At 57.3% G+C, this 18672-nt stretch carries 19 protein-coding genes; 14 read left to right on the top strand and 5 right to left on the bottom strand.

From position 1 onward, the window contains the following. The first annotated feature begins 56 nt into the window (after nucleotides 1-56). Nucleotides 57-509 (top strand): rhodanese-like domain-containing protein, encoded by a 453-nt coding sequence (locus EM595_RS12495; protein WP_067432532.1) that lies wholly within the window; start codon nucleotides 57-59, stop codon nucleotides 507-509. Here EM595_RS12495 and flk read toward each other — a convergent pair whose 3' ends face one another. From flk to EM595_RS12475, 4 genes are all read right to left on the bottom strand, one after another. Continuing rightward, a complete protein-coding gene (flk, locus tag EM595_RS12490; RefSeq protein WP_067432529.1) occupies nucleotides 510-1541 on the bottom strand; it encodes a flagella biosynthesis regulator Flk in 1032 nt (343 codons plus the stop codon). A gap of 118 nt (nucleotides 1542-1659) precedes the next feature. Continuing rightward, nucleotides 1660-3165: a tripartite tricarboxylate transporter permease gene (locus tag EM595_RS12485; RefSeq protein WP_067432526.1), complete on the bottom strand. Its 1506-nt coding sequence runs from the start codon at nucleotides 3163-3165 to the stop codon at nucleotides 1660-1662. Between the two features lie 11 nt (nucleotides 3166-3176). Beyond that, nucleotides 3177-3608 (bottom strand): tripartite tricarboxylate transporter TctB family protein, encoded by a 432-nt coding sequence (locus EM595_RS12480; RefSeq protein ID WP_067432523.1) that lies wholly within the window; start codon nucleotides 3606-3608, stop codon nucleotides 3177-3179. Between the two features lie 12 nt (nucleotides 3609-3620). Continuing rightward, the gene (locus tag EM595_RS12475) at nucleotides 3621-4601 is read right to left on the bottom strand and encodes a Bug family tripartite tricarboxylate transporter substrate binding protein (protein WP_067432519.1); all 981 of its coding nucleotides are present in this window, start codon (nucleotides 4599-4601) and stop codon (nucleotides 3621-3623) included. 119 nt (nucleotides 4602-4720) lie between these two features. On the opposite strand from EM595_RS12475, the gene tctD reads away from it, so the two are divergent. Next, on the top strand, nucleotides 4721-5392 hold the full coding sequence (tctD, locus tag EM595_RS12470) for a transcriptional regulator TctD (protein WP_067432516.1): 672 nt from the start codon (nucleotides 4721-4723) through the stop codon (nucleotides 5390-5392). Further along, nucleotides 5383-6762: a sensor histidine kinase gene (locus EM595_RS12465; RefSeq protein ID WP_067432513.1), complete on the top strand. Its 1380-nt coding sequence runs from the start codon at nucleotides 5383-5385 to the stop codon at nucleotides 6760-6762. Before tctD ends, EM595_RS12465 begins: the two co-directional genes overlap by 10 nt. On the opposite strand, the gene EM595_RS12460 is transcribed toward EM595_RS12465, so the two are convergent. After that, complete coding sequence (locus EM595_RS12460) at nucleotides 6749-7633, bottom strand: DMT family transporter (RefSeq protein ID WP_067432510.1); 885 nt, start codon at nucleotides 7631-7633, stop codon at nucleotides 6749-6751. The two genes, EM595_RS12465 and EM595_RS12460, sit on opposite strands and share 14 nt — an antisense overlap. Before the next feature lie 172 nt (nucleotides 7634-7805). Here EM595_RS12460 and pdxB point away from each other — a divergent pair, with 172 nt between their 5' ends. The 11 genes from pdxB to argT all read left to right on the top strand — a co-directional run bounded on the left by pdxB (nucleotide 7806) and on the right by argT (nucleotide 18606). After that, complete coding sequence (pdxB, locus tag EM595_RS12455; RefSeq protein ID WP_067432507.1) at nucleotides 7806-8939, top strand: 4-phosphoerythronate dehydrogenase PdxB; 1134 nt, start codon at nucleotides 7806-7808, stop codon at nucleotides 8937-8939. A gap of 105 nt (nucleotides 8940-9044) precedes the next feature. Next, nucleotides 9045-10055, top strand: a complete 1011-nt coding sequence (locus tag EM595_RS12450) for an aspartate-semialdehyde dehydrogenase (RefSeq protein ID WP_067432504.1) — start codon at nucleotides 9045-9047, stop codon at nucleotides 10053-10055. Then, nucleotides 10055-10861, top strand: a complete 807-nt coding sequence (gene truA / locus EM595_RS12445) for a tRNA pseudouridine(38-40) synthase TruA (RefSeq protein WP_067432501.1) — start codon at nucleotides 10055-10057, stop codon at nucleotides 10859-10861. The genes EM595_RS12450 and truA overlap by 1 nt, the downstream gene beginning before the upstream one ends. Nucleotides 10862-10886: 25 nt before the next feature. Then, the gene (locus EM595_RS12440) at nucleotides 10887-11549 is read left to right on the top strand and encodes a DedA family protein (RefSeq protein WP_067432498.1); all 663 of its coding nucleotides are present in this window, start codon (nucleotides 10887-10889) and stop codon (nucleotides 11547-11549) included. Between the two features lie 148 nt (nucleotides 11550-11697). Continuing rightward, complete coding sequence (gene accD / locus EM595_RS12435; protein ID WP_067432495.1) at nucleotides 11698-12609, top strand: acetyl-CoA carboxylase, carboxyltransferase subunit beta; 912 nt, start codon at nucleotides 11698-11700, stop codon at nucleotides 12607-12609. A gap of 64 nt (nucleotides 12610-12673) precedes the next feature. After that, nucleotides 12674-13942, top strand: coding sequence for a bifunctional tetrahydrofolate synthase/dihydrofolate synthase (gene folC, locus EM595_RS12430; RefSeq protein WP_067432492.1), 1269 nt, complete (start codon nucleotides 12674-12676; stop codon nucleotides 13940-13942). After that, nucleotides 13932-14681, top strand: coding sequence for a cell division protein DedD (gene dedD / locus EM595_RS12425; RefSeq protein WP_067432489.1), 750 nt, complete (start codon nucleotides 13932-13934; stop codon nucleotides 14679-14681). The genes folC and dedD overlap by 11 nt, the downstream gene beginning before the upstream one ends. Before the next feature lie 175 nt (nucleotides 14682-14856). Further along, nucleotides 14857-15342, top strand: coding sequence for a colicin V production protein (gene cvpA / locus EM595_RS12420; protein WP_067432485.1), 486 nt, complete (start codon nucleotides 14857-14859; stop codon nucleotides 15340-15342). Between the two features lie 35 nt (nucleotides 15343-15377). Then, complete coding sequence (gene purF, locus EM595_RS12415; RefSeq protein WP_067432482.1) at nucleotides 15378-16895, top strand: amidophosphoribosyltransferase; 1518 nt, start codon at nucleotides 15378-15380, stop codon at nucleotides 16893-16895. A gap of 90 nt (nucleotides 16896-16985) precedes the next feature. After that, nucleotides 16986-17561 (top strand): UbiX family flavin prenyltransferase, encoded by a 576-nt coding sequence (locus tag EM595_RS12410; RefSeq protein ID WP_067432479.1) that lies wholly within the window; start codon nucleotides 16986-16988, stop codon nucleotides 17559-17561. Between the two features lie 265 nt (nucleotides 17562-17826). Further along, nucleotides 17827-18606: a lysine/arginine/ornithine ABC transporter substrate-binding protein ArgT gene (gene argT / locus EM595_RS12405; protein ID WP_067432476.1), complete on the top strand. Its 780-nt coding sequence runs from the start codon at nucleotides 17827-17829 to the stop codon at nucleotides 18604-18606. Nucleotides 18607-18672: the final 66 nt, after the last annotated feature.

Genomic DNA, 18672 nt, shown 5'->3' with positions numbered 1-18672 from the left:
GGCCTCTACGCTAAGACCAGCGCGGAGTATTATCAAGCGCCAACCAGGAGATAAATATGCACCCACATTCTGCTGTTCTTGCTTTTCCCCCGCCTGCCGCTGTTGAAAGCGCCGCCTGGCTGGAACAGAAATTACGTTATTATGCCGATGCCTGGGATGTGGCACAGGATCTTGCCCGCCAGATAGAGGATATCGTGGTAATCGACGCGCGTTCTTCAGCGGCGTATGCCAGCGGCCATATCGTTGGCGCGGTGAGTTTTCCGCATCGCACCATGACCGCTGAAAGCACCGCGACGCTGGACCGCAGCAAAGTCTATATCACCTATTGCGACGGCATTGGCTGTAACGGTTCGACCAAAGCGGCGTGGAAGCTGGCGTGCTTAGGTTTTCAGGTGAAGGAGTTGATTGGCGGGCTCGATTTTTGGCTGCGTGACGGGCATCCGGTTAACACCGGGGATGCGCCGGGCCACTGGCCTGAAACGGCCAGCGCGCCGACCTGCGGCTGTTAATCAGAGAAACAGCCACAGCAGGAAAACCACCACCAGCAGCACGATAAAAGCAGTCATCGCCGGTCGTGCTGCGGCGGGCTGCAACAGCGACGGCAGCGAGGCCACAAAAGGCGAGTAGATCGGCTGCGGACGCAGCTCGTCATCCGCCAGGCGCGCTTCATGATATTTTTCAGCACGTCGAGCAAACAGCTGATTAAGCAGATCCTGCGCCTGCGCTGCGGTCAGCACGGTTTGAGGCGTCGCCTGGAAACGCTGCCGGCTATAATCTTCCAGCAGGCGATGTTCAGCCTGATCGGGCGGCTGGCGCAACGAGGCTTCAAGCAGCTGTAGCGTAGGCGCCTGATGCTGCGTCAGCGCCAGTCGCGCCTGCAAATAATGGGTCAACAACGGAAACTGCCGTGACGGAATGGGATCGCCGCTTTTGAGGTTGGCCAGCTTCATTACGCCAGCCCACAGCTTGACCGGCTGCTCGCCGGTGGCGGCCGCCAGACGCGCAACCTGCTGGTTCAGCGTGTGATGCTCTGCCGGCAGCAGGGTGCGATCGGTAGCGCGGGTTTGCTGCGGTTGCGGAATTGCCATCTGTCCGTTTTGCAGCATGGTCAGCACCTGACGCATCTGATCGGGCGTTAATGAACTCAAAACGGTATGGCCAAACTGCTGGCGGATAAAATCGCTGACCGCCTGGCGATTATTACCCTGCGGCAGCAGATCGCTGAGTTGTTGCAACAGCTGCCGTGAGGCGTGGCCATCCTGCGCCTGCGACAAACGCGTATTCAGATACTGTTCCGCCGCGGGAAAATGACGCGACTGAAGTTCAGCCTCACTTTTTACGCCCACTTCATGACGGATCCCAGCCCACAGCTCTGGCGCTTTCAAGGTACTCAGCGACAATATGCGCACAATCAAACGCTCCAGCGTGGTGCGCTGCGCCGGAGAAAGCGGCTGCTCACCCGCAACGCGGTTCTGCCCACCGGCAGGCGTAAGCGAAGGGCGATCGCCTGGTGGCAGACCGGGGCCGCTGAGAGGTTGCATGGGGAATCCTTAAGAACGAAGCCGGCATACCGGAAAATGAGCGTGGGATATGATACAAAAGCGGGGCAGAAAACAGAAGGGAAAAACCTTCCTCAAGCGGTGAGGAAGGCGAAAAATCTTACTCTGCGGCCAGCGCCAGGCGCTTACGACGCCAGCGTTTCCACAACGGCGGTACCAGCAATACCGTAATTGCCAGAATTAACAGCACCTTACAGATTAAACTCTCCCACAGAATCGGCAGGTTACCGTTGCTGATCGATAGCGCACGGCGCAGGTTCTGTTCCAGCATCTCGCCCAGGACAAAGCCCAGAATCAGCGGCGACATCGGAAAGTCCATTTTACGCAGGATATAGCCAAATATTCCCAGCGCCACCATTAGCAGCAGATCGAAAGTCGTACTGTGCACGGCGTAGACGCCGACAGCCGAAATCGCGGCAATCGCTGGCACCAGAAACCACAGTGGGATCGACAGCATGCGGGCGAAGATGTTGATCATCGGGATATTCATCACTAACAGCATCACGTTACCAATCAGCAGGGCGGCGATCAGCCCCCAGACGATATCGGGCTGCTCGGTGAACATCGCCGGGCCTGGGGTAATGTTATAGAGCGTCAGCGCGCCGACCATTACCGCAGTAGTGCCGGAGCCGGGAATGCCCAGCGTCAGCATCGGAATGAACGAGCCGCAGGCAGAGGCGTTGTTGGCCGCTTCCGGCGCCGCGACACCACGGATATCGCCTTTCCCGAACTGGTCGCTGCCGCTGATCTTTTTCTCGCTCATGTAGGCGATAGCGCTGGCGATAGTGGCGCCCGCACCCGGCAGCACACCGACGAAAAAGCCCACCAGCGAGGAACGCAGCGTGGCGCCGGTACACTGGGCCGCCTCTTTCATATTGAACATCATGCGGCCGCTGGCGCGCACCACTTTCTGACCGCTGCGGGTGGATTCCAGCATCAGCAGAATCTCGCTGACCGAGAACAGGCCGATAACCACCACCACAAACTGAATGCCGTCGGAGAGATGCACGCTGTCGAAGGTAAAGCGGTACACGCCGGTGTTGGCGTCCACGCCCACCGTGGCCATGCCAAGTCCAATCAACGCGGCCAGGAAAGATTTCAGCGGGTTATGGCTCATCATGCTGCCGAGGCAGGCGATAGCGAACACCATCAGGGCGAAATATTCCGCCGGGCCGAACGCCAGTGACCAGCTGGCCAGCAGCGGAGCGAACAGGATAATGCCGAGGATAGCGATGGTAGAGCCGACAAAAGAGCTGACCGCTGAAATCGACAGGGCGACGCCCGCCTTGCCCTGCTGGGCCATGGGATAGCCGTCGAGCGCGGTCATGATCGCCCCCGCATCGCCTGGCACATTCAGCAATATCGATGAGATACGTCCGCCATATTCGCAGCCGATATAGACCGTTGCCAGCAGGATTAGCGCCGACTCAGCGGGCAGATGCAGCGCAAACGCCAGCGGCATCAAAATCGCCACGCCGTTGATTGGCCCCAGCCCCGGCAACAGGCCAACGATGGTGCCGATAAAACAGCCGGTCAGGGCGATAAACAGGTTGGTTGGCGTCATGGCGACGGCAAAACCCTGCATTAAAAAAGACCAGGTTTCCATAGGGTTCTCCGTTAACTTAGCCAGCTACCGATCGGTAACGTCACTTCCAGCAGGCGATCAAAGGCGTAAAACAGCGAGATGCCCATGATCACGCCGGAGAGGGCCGCTGCCCACCAGGTCGCGCCGAACAGCAGGCCAATACCAAAGGTCAACAGCGTGGTGCAGAGCGGAAAACCGAGGTTTTCGAACTGCCAGCCATACAGCATCATCATCGCCGCCAGCGCCACCAGTCGACCCAGCGTATTTTTATGTGGCCACGCGATGCTGTCCGGTTTTTTAAACAGCATCAGCAGCGCACAAACCGCCATCAGACCAAGAATAATCATCGGAAAGGGCCGAGGCCCCACCGGTTCATAGCTGTATTCGCTTTGAATGCCTGCGCCGATAAACAGGCCGCCGATGCAGAGCAGCAGCCACAGGCTGGCAAAAATACGATCGCTCATTGCCGCCTCCGCTTATTTCGCCAGGCCAAAGGCTTTTGCCTGCTCGCGATACATGGCTACCTGTTTTTTCACGTAGGCATCCAGTTCCGGGCCGGTCATGTTGAATTCAAACAGCCCACGCATATCGCGCTGCTTTTTAAACTCGTCGCTGGCCATCATGGTTTTGAAGGCGGATTCCCACCACTGATACTCTGCATCGGTCACTTTTGGACCCAGATAGAAGCCGCGAATGATCGGCCAGGAGACGTCGTAACCCTGCTCTTTAGCGGTAGGAATGTTGGCCAGGTCGCCAGGCAAACGCTGATCGGCCAGCACCGCCAGCACGCGCAGTTTGCCGCCCTGCAAGTGCGGCACCATTTCGCTCATGTCACCGGACATCATCTGGATATGATTGCCGAGCAGGGCGGTGACCGTCTCGCCGCCGCCTTCAAAGGCGACATAGCGCATTTTGCGTGGATCGACGTCGGCGGCTTTGGCGATCAGCGCCGTTTTCATCCAGTCCTGGCTACCGATCGAGGCGCCCGCGCCGACCACCACTTTATTGGGATCGTTTTTGATCGCTGTCATTACCTCTTTCAGCGAGGTCCACGGCGAGTCGCTGCGCACTGCCAGGATGCCGTAGTCGGTGCCGACCGCGCCCAGCCATTTGACGTCGTTAACGTTATAACGGCCGAATTTGCCTTGTGACAGGTTTAGCAGGGAGCCGCCGGAGAAGGCGACCACGGTGCCCGCTTCAGCCGGGCGCTGTGCGACTATCGCATTGTAAGCTACCGCGCCAACGCCGCCAGGCATGTAGGTCACGCGCATGGGCGACGTAATCTGTTTGGTTTGCTGTAGCGAAACCTGCAGTAATTTACAGGTGAGATCAAAGCCGCCGCCGGGCTTGGCCGGGGCAATACATTCAGTGCGTGACGGCGCTTCGGCAGCAAAAGCAGGGGCGGTAGCGACGGTCAGCAAGGCGCAGGTAATGGCGCGACAAAGTGTTTTTTTCATGAAGGCTCCAGGCTTTCTTCCAGTTTGTGAACATTGCCAAACTTCTTGGGTTATCGAATTGTTAATGCCGCAACCTTTCATTTACCTTTCATTACCCGGGAAAAATTACAGGATGTGATATGCGTCTCTTACTGGTGGAAGATACGACGGAGCTGGCGCGCTGGCTGCAAAAAGCGCTGACCCAGGCGGGGTTTGTGGTGGATTGGGTCGCCGATGGCCTTGCCGCCGATCATCTGTTGCAAAGCGAACACTATGAACTGGTGGTGCTGGATCTGTCGTTGCCGCGGCTTGATGGTCTTGAGGTGCTGGCGCGGCTGCGCAAGCGTGGGCAGAGCCTGCCGGTGATGCTGCTGACGGCGCGCGGCGATCTGCAGGATCGCGTGCGCGGGTTGAATCAGGGTGCCGATGATTACCTCAGCAAGCCTTTTGATCTGGTTGAGCTGGAGGCGCGCATTCGTGCGCTGCTGCGTCGCAGCCACGGACAGCAGAGCCAGACGCAGGTGCTGGGTGAACTGGTGCTGTTTGAGCAGGGCTATTTTCATCTGCAGGATAAACCGCTGGCGCTAACGCCGCGCGAATCGAGCGTGCTGACCACGCTGATGCAGCGCCGTGGTCGCCCGGTTTCGCGCCAGCAGCTGTATGAGCAGACGTTCACCCTGGCTGATGAGGCGAGCCTCGAGAGCATTGAACTTTACGTTCATCGCGTCAGAAAAAAACTGGCCGGCAGCAATGTGGCCATCGTTACCCTGCGCGGCCTCGGCTACAGCCTTGAGTGCCAGCCATGCGGTTAACCTTGCGCAATGAGCTGCTGCTCTGGCTTGGCCTGCCGCTGTTGCTGCTCTGGGCGCTGTCGGTGTTGACCCATTATCAGAGCGCATTAGCCGCCGCCAATCTTGCCTACGATCGATCGCTGCTCGCCTCGGCGCGCACGGTCGCCGAGCGGCTGGTGGTGCGCCGCGGTCACCTGGAGGTTGAAGTGCCGTGGGTGGTGCTGGACAGCTTTGAGCGCAACATGGACGATCGGCTTTTTTATCAGGTGATCTCGCCGGAAGGAAAAACGCTGTCGGGTTATCAGGATCTGCCACCCATTCCCGCGGATAATCCTATGGCCACCAGCTATCCGGCGCTGGTGCATTTTTACAACGCCACCTATCAGTCTTTGCCGATTCGGATTGCCGCGCTGTGGCAGCCGGTCAGCGAGGAGGGTTTTGAAGGAATGGCGTTGGTGATCGTGGGCGAAACGCTTAATTCTCGCGTGCAGATGGCGGCCGGTCTGTTACGCACCGCGCTCTGGAGTCAGGGCGTGCTGGTGCTGGTCACGCTGTTGCTGGCCAGCCTGATGCTGCGGCGGCTGCTACGTCCGCTGCGTCGGTTGTCACGGCTGATGCTGCATCGCGATGCCAGCGATCTTACGCCGCTGCCGTCGCTGTTGCCGTGGTCAGAGCTGCAGCCGCTGGTGATGGCGATCAATCGCTATATGGCAAGGCTGCGCGCCTTGCTGGCGCGACAGGAACGGTTCAGCGGTGATGCGGCGCATCAGCTGCGCACGCCGCTGGCCATTTTAAAAACCCAGGTTACGGTAGCGCTGAACAGCGAAGAGGCTGCGCAGCGCACCGAAAGCCTGCTGGCGATGCGCAGCACGCTGGATGACACCATTCAGCTTACCGATCGTCTGCTGCAGCTGTCGCGGGTAAAAGGGCGGCAGAGCGAACAGCAGCCGATGCAGCATCTCGATCTCACCGGCATTGTGCGCGATGCCTGCCTGACGCGTTACAGCCAGGCACGCAGTAAGCAGATCGATTTAGGCTATGAAGGCGATGAACGCTGCATGATTCTGGGCGATCCGCTGTTGCTGGCGGAGCTGTGCGCTAACCTGCTGGATAACGCCATAAAATATACGCCGCCGGGCGGCGTGGTAACCGCCAGCGTGGTGGCGGGTTGCCTTAACATTGAGGACAGCGGGCCTGGCATCGCCCAGGCGCAACGGCAGCAGGCGCTACAGCCTTTTCAGCGCCTGCAGAGCGCCCGGCTTGAACAGGGGGCAGGCCTCGGGCTGGCGCTGGTGAATGATATCGCCCAGTGGCACGGCACCCAGCTTACGCTTGGCGACAGCGCACCGCTGGGCGGCCTGTGTGTGCAGATCGCCTTCAGGCTGTGTTAACACGACGCAACGGCGTTTTTACCCGTTGCGCCAGCACCACGCCGACCAGCGTCAGTCCACCGCCAATAAAGTGATAGCTGTGCAACTGTTCGTGCAGAAACAGCACGGCGATTAGCGCGGTAAAAATCGGCACCAGGTTCATAAAAATGCTGGCGGTGCTGGCGCCCATGCGCTGCACGCCCTGAATCCACAAAAACGGCGCGATAATCGAGGCGGGAATACCGGCAAACAGCACCAGCGGCAGATTATGCAGGTTGAGTGTGACCTCCGGCGCGAGCAGAAAATTGGGTGTCAGAAACAGCAGGCCAAAGAAAATTTGCACATACAGACTCTGCCAGTTCGGTAGGCCGATACTCCAGCGTTTGGTCAACACGCCATAGAGCGCGTAGGAGGTTGAGGCCGCCAGCATCATCAGTTCCCCTTTTCCCAGCCCGTGCGTCATCAACTGCTGCGGTTCCCCGGCGCTGACCAGCCACACCAGTCCGCTGAAAGAGATCACGCTGCCCAGCAGAATGCCAACGGTGGGCGCAAGACGCAGCAAAGGCACGCTCAACAACACGGTGAGCAGCGGAATCAGCGCGTTAAGAATGCCCATAAACAGCGCGCTAACGGTGTGCGCAGCAAAGTAGGCAAGGCTCTGATAGAGCACCATGCCGAGTAGCCCCAGCAGCGCCAGCTGCCACCACACCTGCCGCACACGCTGGCGATTGCGCCAGACGCCAGGCAGCACAAAGGGGGTCAGCACCAAAAAGGCCAGTAGCCAGCGATAGAGCGAGATCGCCGCCGGATCGATAGCGCCGGCCGAAAGCTTACTGACGATGGCGTTGATCGACCAGATCAGCACCGCAAACAGGGGGAACAAAAAATTCATAGCGACCTCATCATAATAAGGCGCGCAAGTTTACGCCTGTCAGCATTTTATAAAAGCGCGACGCACAGAAAAATCCCATTGCCGGTCTGGGCGGTGAAGGCGATGTGTGTTTACCGCCTCTTTATGCCAGAATAATTTCCTTACTTCTTTTCGTCCGAACAGGAAAGCCGCTGTGAAAATTGTCGTTGATGAGAATATGCCCTATGCCCATGAACTGTTCAGCCGCACCGGCGATGTGGTTGCCGTACCGGGGCGTCCGCTGCCGGTTGCTGAGCTGAGTGACGCCCAGGGCTTGATGGTGCGTTCAGTGACAAAGGTGGATGCCGCCCTGCTTGATGGTACCAGCGTGAAGTTTGTCGGTACCGCCACCGCGGGCACCGATCATATCGACAACGATTACCTTACCGCAGCGAACATCGCCTTTTCCGCCGCGCCGGGCTGTAACGCCATCGCGGTAGTGGAATACCTGTTTTCCGCACTGCTGCTGCTGGCGGAGCGCGATGGCTTTCAGCTCACCGACCGCACGGTTGGCATTGTGGGCGTCGGCAACGTGGGCGGGCGCCTGCAAAAACGTCTGGAAGCCTGGGGCGTGCGGACGCTGCTCTGCGATCCCCCGCGCGCCGACAGGGGCGAGCCTGGCGACTTTCAGCCGCTTAGCACGCTGGTGGCGGAAGCCGATATTCTCACCTTCCACACGCCGCTGTTTAAGCAGGGACAGTATAAAACGCTGCATCTGGCCGATGAGGCGCTGCTGCGCGCGCTGAAGCCCAACGCCATCCTGATCAACGCCTGTCGTGGGCCGGTGGTGGATAACGCGGCGTTACTGAACGTGTTAAACAGCCGGGGCGATTTAAGCGTGGTGCTGGATGTATGGGAACCGGAGCCGGACCTGGATCTGGCGCTGCTGGCAAAAGTGGACATCGCTACGGCGCACATTGCTGGCTACACGCTCGAGGGCAAAGCGCGCGGCACCACGCAGGTGTTTGAGGCGTGGAGTGCGTTTATTGGCCAGCCACAACAGGTCTCGCTGGCCAGCCTGCTGCCCGCACCGGAGTTTGGCGAGATTACGCTGCGCGGGCCGCTCGATCAGGCAACGCTGAAACGATTGGTGCATCTGGTGTATGATGTGCGCCGCGATGATGCGCCCCTGCGCCAGGTCGCTGCCATAGCGGGTGAATTTGACCGTTTACGCAAGCAATATCAGGAACGCCGCGAGTGGTCTTCATTGCAGGTTAACTGTGATGATGCCGCAGCAGCAGCGATGCTGCAGCAGCTGGGCTTTAACGCGGTGCATCAGGCGGAATAAATACGCCGATCATCCTCTCCCTGTTTACAGGGGGAAAAATCTGAATCCCCGGGCGGTGAATATCACCGCCTTCTGTTTTTATGTCATTGTCTGAGGTAAACCACCATGTCTGACGGCTGGAATATTGCGCTACTTGGCGCAACAGGCGCAGTAGGGAACGCTGTACTGGAACTGCTGGCGGAACGCGAGTTCCCGGTGGGTGAATTATTTTTGCTCGCCAGCGCCAACAGCGCCGGTGAAAACAAACGCTTTGTGGGCCAGACGCTGGTAGTGCAGGACGCCAGTGAATTTGACTGGTCTCAGGCGCAGCTGGCCTTTTTTGTTGCCGGACGCGACGCTTCGGCACGCTACGCCGAAGAAGCGGCCAACGCCGGTTGTCTGGTGATCGATAGCAGCGATCTGTTCGCGCTGGAGCCGGATGTGCCGCTGGTGGTGCCGGATGTGAATCCGCAGGTACTGAGCGATTACCGTAATCGTAATATTGTCAGCGTGGCCGACAGTCTGACCAGCCAGCTGCTGAGTGCACTGAAGCCGCTGATTGAGCAGGCCGGGCTCAGCCGCATTCAGGTCACTAACCTGCTGTCGGTTTCCTCGCACGGCAAAGCCGCGGTGGACGGCCTGGCAGGCGAAAGCGCCCGTTTGCTGAACGGCATTCCGCCCGAAGAGCACCACTTTGGCCGTCAGCTGGCGTTCAACCTGCTGCCGCAGCTGGCAGATAACGCCGGTAGCGTCGCCAGCGAGCGTCGCCTGGTGGATCAGGTACGCAAAGTACTGCAGGACGAAGGATTGCCGATTGCGGTAACCAGCCTGCAGGCGCCGGTGTTTTACGGCAACGCGCAGCAGGTGTGGGTCGAAAACCTGCGTCCGCTCTCGGCTGAAGAAGCGCGCGAGATTTTGCTGGAGGCGGAGGATATTTCGCTTTCTGAAGAGAACGATTATCCCACGCCGGTAGGCGATGCGTCTGGTAACGAAACGCTGAGCATTGGCTGCGTGCGCAATGATTACGGCGTACCGGAGCTGCTGCAGTTCTGGACGGTAGCGGATAATATTCGCTTCGGTGGCGCGTTGATGGCCATCAAAACCGCTGAGAAGCTGGTGCGGGAGTACATGTACTGATGTCTGAGGCGGTCAACGAGCACAAACTGGCGTTGGGCATCGAATATGACGGCAGCCGCTATTATGGCTGGCAGCGACAGCAGGAAGTGCGCAGCGTGCAGGGCAAGCTGGAACAGGCGCTGGCAAAAGTAGCCGATCATGACGTAAACGTGTTTTGTGCGGGTCGCACCGATGCAGGAGTGCATGGTACCGGTCAGGTGGTGCATTTTGTGACCACGTCGATCCGCAAAGATGCGGCATGGACGCTGGGCGTTAATGCCAATTTGCCGGATGACATCGCGGTGCGTTGGGTCAAAGCGGTGCCGGATGAGTTCCATGCCCGTTTCAGCGCCACCGCACGCCGCTATCGCTACATCATTTATAATCAACGGCTGCGGCCAGCGATTCTGCACGGCGGCGTGACTCATTTTTACCATCCGCTGGATGTGGAAAAAATGCAGCGCGCCGGGCAGTGCCTGCTGGGTGAAAACGACTTCACCTCGTTTCGTGCCGTGCAGTGTCAGTCGCGCACGCCGTGGCGCAACATCATGCACCTTGAGGTCAGCCGCTTTGGTGCCTATGTGGTGGTGGATATCAAGGCCAACGCCTTTGTTCACCACATGGTGCGTAACATTGTGGGTAGCCTGCTGGAGATCGGCTGCGGCAACCAGCCTGAGAACTGGATGGCCAGCCTGCTGGCGGCAAAGGATCGTACGCTGGCGGCAGCAACCGCCAAAGCAGAAGGGCTCTATTTGGTGGCGGTGGATTATCCATCCCATTTTGATCTTCCCCGACCGCCGATGGGACCGCTGTTCCTCGCGGATTAACTTTTAGCCATAGGATAGTAGCGCCATGGATTTCATCCATTTAGTCATCGATTTTATCTTGCACATTGATGTGCATCTTGCCGAGCTGGTGGCGCAGTATGGCGTCTGGGTCTATGCCATTCTGTTTTTGATCCTGTTCTGTGAAACCGGCCTGGTCGTGACGCCGTTTTTACCCGGTGATTCGCTGCTGTTTGTTGCCGGTGCGCTGGCGGCGCTGCCGGGCAACGACCTCAATATCCATCTGATGGTCGCGCTGCTGGTGATTGCCGCTATTCTTGGCGATGCGGTGAACTACACCATTGGCCGCCTGTTTGGGGCGCGGTTGTTCAGCAACCCCAACTCGAAAATCTTTCGTCAAAGCTATCTCGATAAAACCCATGCGTTTTACGAGCGTCATGGCGGAAAAACGATTATCCTTGCGCGCTTCGTGCCGATCGTGCGCACCTTTGCGCCGTTTGTTGCCGGGATGGGGCACATGTCCTACCGTCACTTTGCGCTGTATAACGTGACGGGCGCGCTGTTATGGGTAGTGCTATTCTCCTACGCCGGTTATCTTTTCGGTGATTTACCAGTGGTGCAGGAGAACCTGAAACTGCTGATCGTGGGGATTATCCTGGTTTCTGTGCTGCCAGGCGTGATAGAAGTGTGGCGCCATCGCCGTGCGGCGAAGCAGCAGAAGCAGCCTTAAAAAAAGGGTTCAGGCCAGGCCATCCGACCAGATTTTTATCCACAGCGCCGGATGGTTATGGTTTAATGAGCGACATTTATGGTCTGCTGTCACCGACAGCAGCAACAAGAAAAACTGGTCTCACCAGGTTCAAACAGAAAGGTCATCAATGAGCTGGATTGAACGAATTCTCAACAAGAGCACCATCACGCCATCGCGTAAAGCGAGTATCCCGGAAGGCGTGTGGACCAAGTGTGACAGCTGCGGCCAGGTTCTGTACCGTGCCGAACTGGAGCGCAATCTGGAAGTTTGCCCGAAATGCGATCACCACATGCGTATGCATGGACGTGAGCGCCTGAACCGGCTGCTTGATGAAGGCACGCTGGTGGAGTTGGGCAGCGAGCTGGAACCAAAAGACGTGCTCAAGTTTAAGGATTCCAAAAAATATAAAGATCGTCTGACTGCCGCGCAGAAAGCGACAGATGAGACGGACGCGCTGATTGTTATGAAAGGCACGCTGCACAGCATGCCGGTCGTTGCCGCCGCGTTTGAGTTTGCCTTTATGGGCGGTTCAATGGGCTCGGTAGTGGGTGCGCGCTTTGTGCGTGCGGTTGAGCAGGCGCTGGAAGATAACTGTCCACTGATCTGTTTCTCCGCCAGCGGCGGCGCCCGTATGCAGGAAGCGTTAATGTCGCTGATGCAGATGGCGAAAACCAGTGCGGCGTTGGCCAAGATGCGCGAGCGCGGTCTGCCTTATATTTCTGTCATGACTGACCCGACTATGGGCGGTGTGTCAGCCAGCTTCGCCATGTTAGGCGATCTGAATATCGCTGAGCCAAAAGCGCTGATCGGTTTTGCTGGTCCGCGCGTTATTGAGCAGACGGTTCGCGAAAAGCTGCCGCCAGGCTTCCAGCGCAGCGAGTTCCTGATTGAAAAAGGCGCGATCGACATGATCATTCGCCGTCCGGAATTGCGCTACAAGCTGGCCAGCCTGCTGGCAAAAATGATGAACCTGCCAGCCCCGCTGCCTGATAGCGATGAGCCAGCACCGGCTTCTGAGCCAGAAAGCCACGAGGCCTGACAGATGATCGAAAGGCGCGCTGAGCGCCTTTCACCAATGCACCGTAACGTTGTGAACGGGACACATGGATAATCTTCACCTTCCTCAAGCCACGTCGCCTTTGGCCACGTGGCTTCATTATCTTGAACACCTGCATTCGCAAGCGATCGAACTGGGGCTTGACCGCATTCGCGACGTCGCTCAGCGGCTCGACCTGCTGCAACCCGCTCCGTTTATCTTCACCGTCGCCGGCACCAACGGCAAAGGTACCACCTGTCGCACGCTGGAAACGGTGCTGATGGCGGCAGGCTTTCGCGTTGGCGTCTTCAGTTCGCCTCATCTGGTGCGTTACACCGAGCGCGTACGTGTTCAGGGCGAAGAGCTGGCCGAATCGGCGCACACCGCCAGCTTTGCGGCAATTGAAGCAGGGCGCGGAACCACCTCATTAACCTACTTTGAATTTGGCACGCTGTCGGCGCTGATGCTGTTTAAGCAGGCGGCACTCGATGTGGTGATCCTTGAGGTCGGCCTTGGCGGTCGCCTGGATGCCACCAACATTGTAGATGCCGACGTTGCGGTAGTGACCAGCATTGCGCTGGATCATACCGACTGGCTGGGCAACGATCGTGAAAGCATTGGCCGCGAAAAAGCGGGTATCTTTCGCCAGGGCAAGCCGGCGGTGGTTGGCGAGCCTGACATGCCAGTGACCATCGCTGACGTTGCCAGCGCCTGCGGCGCCCGGCTGCATCAACGCGATCGCGACTGGCATTATCAACAGCTGGCTACCGGCTGGCGTTTTGTGGACGCGCAGGGCGAAGTTAACGATCTGCCGCTGCCTCAGGTGCCGTTGCCGAATGCGGCTACCGCGTTGGCGGCATTGCGCGCGTCAGGGCTGGCGGTGGACGATGCGGTTATTCGGGCGCATATCGGGCGGGCGATTCTGCCGGGCCGTTTTCAAACCGTCAGCCAGGCTCCGCGTCTGATTCTCGACGTTGCCCACAATCCTCACGCCGCCAGCTACCTGGCGAGTCGTCTGGCGGCAGAGCCAGTGGCCGGTAAAGTACACGCGGTGGTCGGCATGCTGCACGATAAAGATATTGCCGGCACGCTGGCCGCGTTGGCAAATCAGGTGGATGTCTGGTATTGCGCACCGTTAAGCGGACCGCGCGGTGCCAGTGCTGAACAGCTGCTGGCGCATCTGCCTGCAGGACAGGCGTTCAGCGATGTGACTTCAGCCTGGCGTGCGGCCATGCAGCAGGCGGGCAAGCAGGATATTGTGCTGGTGTGCGGTTCGTTCCACACCGTGGCACAGGTTATGGAAACGCTGGAAACGGAGAAGGGCAGTGGCAAGTAAGTTTCAAAACCGTTTAGTCGGCACCATCATATTAGTCGCCGTGGGAGTCATCGTGCTGCCTGGGCTGCTTGACGGCAAGAAGAAGCACTATAAAGAAGAGTTTGCGGCGATTCCGCTGGTGCCGAAACCGGAAGATCAGCAGGACAGCGAAATGGTGCCGCCGGTGACCCAGTCGTTGCCGTCTCAGCCACCGGAAGGCGCGGGTGCGGCGGTAGGCGGCAACAGCAACCGACCGCAGCAGTCAGCCGACAGTGGCGCGACGCAGCCGCAAAGCAATACGTCGCCAACGGTGGTGACGCCGCCGCCTGTCGCCGCGACAAAACCTGCGGAGCCGGTGCGCCAGCCGCCTAAAGCGCAGCCGAAACCGGTTGAAAAAGCGAAGCCGGTTGAGCAGCCGAAAAGCAAGCCGGTCGAGCAAAGCAAACCGGTTGAACAGCCAAAAGTGGTTGAGCAACCTAAACCTGTTGAGCAGACGAAACCCGCTGATGCGCCGGTTGGGCAGGCGTATGTGGTGCAGTTGGGCGCGCTGAAAAATGCCAGCAAGGTCAATGAAATTGTTGCGCAGCTACGGTTGTCGGGCTATCGCGCCTTTACCGTGCCAGCCACGCCGGTGCAGGGACAAATTACACGTCTCTACGTAGGACCGGATGCGTCAAAAGCGAAAATGCAGGCGGCAGTCAGCGAGCTGAAAGGCATTTCTGGCCTGAGCGGCGTGGTGAAGCCTTACAGCGCCCGTTAACGCTTTGTGCCTTCTGTTCAGGCAAACATTATGCTAACCAGAGGCGGCGATTGAGAATTTTTTCGCCGCCTCTTTTTATGCGAAAAGGCACGGGGAAAACGCTACGCAAACGTTTTCTTTTTCTGTTAGAATGCGCCCCGAACTGGATGCAGGGGCACCGTCACTGGAAGAGTTCATGATCTGGATAGATTACGCCATTATTGCGGTAGTAAGTTTTTCGGCCCTCGTCAGCCTGATTCGTGGCTTTGTTCGGGAAGCCTTATCTCTCGTTACCTGGGGATGCGCATTCTTTGTCGCCAGTCATTATTACTCCTTCCTTGCGGTCTGGTTTACAGGCTTTGAAGACGAACTGGTTCGAAATGGCATTGCCATCGGCGTACTTTTTATTGCTACCCTTATCGTAGGGGCGATTGTGAATTACGTCATCGGCTCCCTGGTGGAAAAGACCGGCTTGTCCGGCACTGACCGGGTTTTGGGCGTCTGTTTTGGGGCATTGCGTGGCGTATTGATTGTCTCTGCCATACTTTTCTTCCTCGATACATTCACCGGCTTTTCGAAAAGTCCCGACTGGCAACAGTCACAGCTGATTCCCCAGTTTAGTTATATCATCAGGTGGTTTTTTGATTATCTGAAAAGCTCGTCGAGTTTTTTACCCCAGTGATTCCACTGGGCTGCGGCTTATGAGGAAATGACAACATGTGCGGTATTGTCGGTATCACCGGTTTCATGCCGGTAAACCAGTCGATTTATGACGCGTTAACGGTGCTTCAGCACCGCGGGCAGGATGCCGCAGGCATTTGTACCATTGATGCCATTAATTGCTTCCGTCAGCGAAAAGCAAACGGTCTGGTCAGCGATGTGTTTGAAGCGCGCCACATGCAGCGTTTGCAGGGCAACATGGGCATTGGCCATGTTCGCTATCCCACTGCCGGTAGCTCCAGCGCCTCTGAGGCGCAGCCGTTTTACGTCAACTCGCCCTACGGCATTACGCTGGCGCATAACGGCAATTTGACCAACGCACATGAACTGCGCAAGCAGCTGTTCGAAAGCGGCCGCCGCCACGTCAATACCACCTCCGATTCTGAAATCCTGCTGAATATCTTTGCGCAGGAACTCGATCGTTTTCCGCAGCATCCGCTGCAGGCAGACAATATTTTTGCCGCGGTTGCCGCGCTGCATAAAATGGTGCGCGGTGCCTACGCCTGCGTTTCCATGATTATCGGCCATGGCATGGTCGCTTTCCGCGATCCCAACGGTATCCGTCCGCTGGTCATTGGCAAGCGTGCTATGCCTGATGGCCGCGTGGAGTATATGGTTGCCTCGGAAAGCGTGGCGCTGGATACCCTGGGCTTTGAGTTTTTACGTGACGTCGCGCCGGGCGAAGCGGTCTATATCACGCAGGCGGGCCAGCTGTTCACGCGCCAGTGTGCAGAAAACCCGAAAACTAATCCGTGCCTGTTCGAATACGTCTACTTTGCGCGTCCGGACTCCTTCCTCGACAAAATTTCGGTCTACAGCGCGCGCGTTCGCATGGGCACCAAGCTGGGCAATAAAATTGCGCGTGAGTGGGAAGATCTCGATATCGATGTGGTGATTCCCATTCCTGAAACCTCCACCGACATTGCGCTGGAAATTGCCCGCATTCTCGACAAGCCGTATCGTCAGGGCTTTGTAAAAAATCGCTATGTCGGACGTACCTTCATTATGCCAGGACAGCATCTGCGTCGCAGCGCCGTTCGACGCAAGCTGAACGCCAACCGCGCCGAGTTCCGCGATAAGAACGTGCTGCTGGTAGATGATTCCATCGTGCGCGGTACCACCTCAGAGCAGATTATTGAGATGGCGCGTGAAGCGGGCGCGAAGAAAGTCTATCTCGCCTCAGCTGCACCAGAGATTCGCTTCCCTAACGTGTACGGCATCGATATGCCCAGCGCCACTGAGCTGATTGCCCACGGACGTGAAGCGGATGAGATCTGTACGTTGATTAAAGCGGACAAGCTGATTTTCCAGGATTTGGGCGATCTGATTGAAGCGGTACGCGAAGAAAACCCGGACATTGGTCAGTTCGAGTGTTCGGTGTTTGATGGCATTTACGTCACCAAAGATGTCGATCAGCAGTATCTTGAATATCTGCAATCGCTGCGCAATGATGATGCAAAAGCCGCGCTGCGCCAGAATGAAGGCGAAAATCTTGAGTTGCACAACGAAGGCTAATCACCGACGATGCGTTCAGGAAATGAAAGGCCGGGAAACCGGCCTTTTTTGTGGGCACAACCGGCGTAAGCGCAGCTAAACAGGATCAGCATGAAAAAAATAATTATTGGCATTTCCGGCGCCAGCGGGGCGATTTACGGCGTGCGCATGTTGCAGGTTTTGCAGGCGGTAGACGAGGTGGAAACCCATCTGATCATGAGTAACGCCGCGCGGCAGACGCTGGCGCTGGAAACCGATTACAGCCTGCGTGATGTCCAACAGATGGCGGATGTGGTGCACGATGCGCGTGATATCGCCGCCACAATCTCCTCGGGATCGTTTAAAACCGAAGGCATGGCAATCGTGCCGTGCTCAATGAAAACGCTCTCCGGCATCGTTCACAGCTATTCCGACGGGCTGCTGACGCGCGCCGCAGATGTCATTTTAAAAGAGCGGCGTCGGCTGGTGTTGTGCGTTCGGGAAACGCCGCTGCATATCGGCCATTTGCGCATGATGACCACCGCCGCAGAAATGGGCGCGATCATTATGCCGCCGGTGCCAGCGTTTTATCACCGCCCGCAAAACGTCATGGACATCGTTGATCAAACCGTTAACCGAGTCATCGATCAGTTTGATATTGACCTGCCTGACGATCTGTTTGTGCGCTGGCAAGGTGCACAAAAGTGATGTGATGCGCCAGTCTGGTGCATAAAAACGGAGCCGCCGCGTGACCTGTCCGGCAAATGCACCAAAATGCGCCATCATCCTGCTTTGCTTCGGCTTTTTATTCTCTATATTGAACACTAAACCGACAAGATGAAGCGTTGTTCATCCGGGAGGCAATGGCGCAACGCCTATGTTATCGGCGCTTGCAGATCTGGCACGAAATCTGCAATTCTGGACAGGCAAACAGCATCATAACAACAAGCAAACACATCACTGAGGGTAATCCATGAAGAAGCGACTCCTGGCTCTTTCTTTATTGACCTGCTTCAGCGCAGGCAGCGCCTTTGCTGCTCTGCCTGAAACGCTGCGCATCGGCACCGATCCTACCTATCCGCCTTTTGAATCAAAAAACACGCAGGGCCAGCTGACCGGATTTGATATCGATTTAGCGAACGAAATCTGTAAACGTATTCAGACCAAATGTACCTATGTTGAAAGCGACTTTGACGCGCTGATTCCCTCACTGAAAGCCAAAAAAATCGATGCCATTATCTCCTCACTGTCGATTACTGAAAAACGGCAGCAGGAGATCGCCTTCTCTGAAAAACTCTATGCCGCTAACGCCCGTCTGGTAGCACCGAAAGGCGCGAAAATCTCCCCCGATCTGACCGCGTTGAAAGGCAAAACCATTGGCCTGCTGCAGGGCACCACGCAGGAAACCTACGCTAATCAGTACTGGCGGCCAAAAGGGGTGACCATCACGCCTTATGCCAACCAGGATCTGGTCTATCAGGATCTTAACGCCGGACGCATTGATGCGGCATTCCAGGATGAAATTCAGGCAAGCGAAGGCTTTCTGAAGCAGCCAGTGGGCAAAGCCTATGCGTTTGCTGGTCCGGCAGTGAAAGACGACAAGATCTTCGGCGTCGGCACCGGCATGGGCCTGCGCAAAGATGATGGCGAATTGAAAGCGGCAATTGATAAGGCTTTTGGCGAAATGCGTAAAGACGGTACTTACGACAAAATCGCGAAAAAATACTTTGATTTCAACGTATACGGTGACTGATTTACACCTGTCGTCACGGCTGTCCGCCGCATAGCGGGCAGCTTGTTCATCGACACTTCACGACAG

It is taken from the genome of Duffyella gerundensis, from assembly GCF_001517405.1.
Lineage (GTDB): Bacteria > Pseudomonadota > Gammaproteobacteria > Enterobacterales > Enterobacteriaceae > Duffyella > Duffyella gerundensis.
The sequence above is the reverse complement of the archived record's forward strand: the minus strand, read 5'-3'. Positions and strand labels throughout refer to the sequence as shown.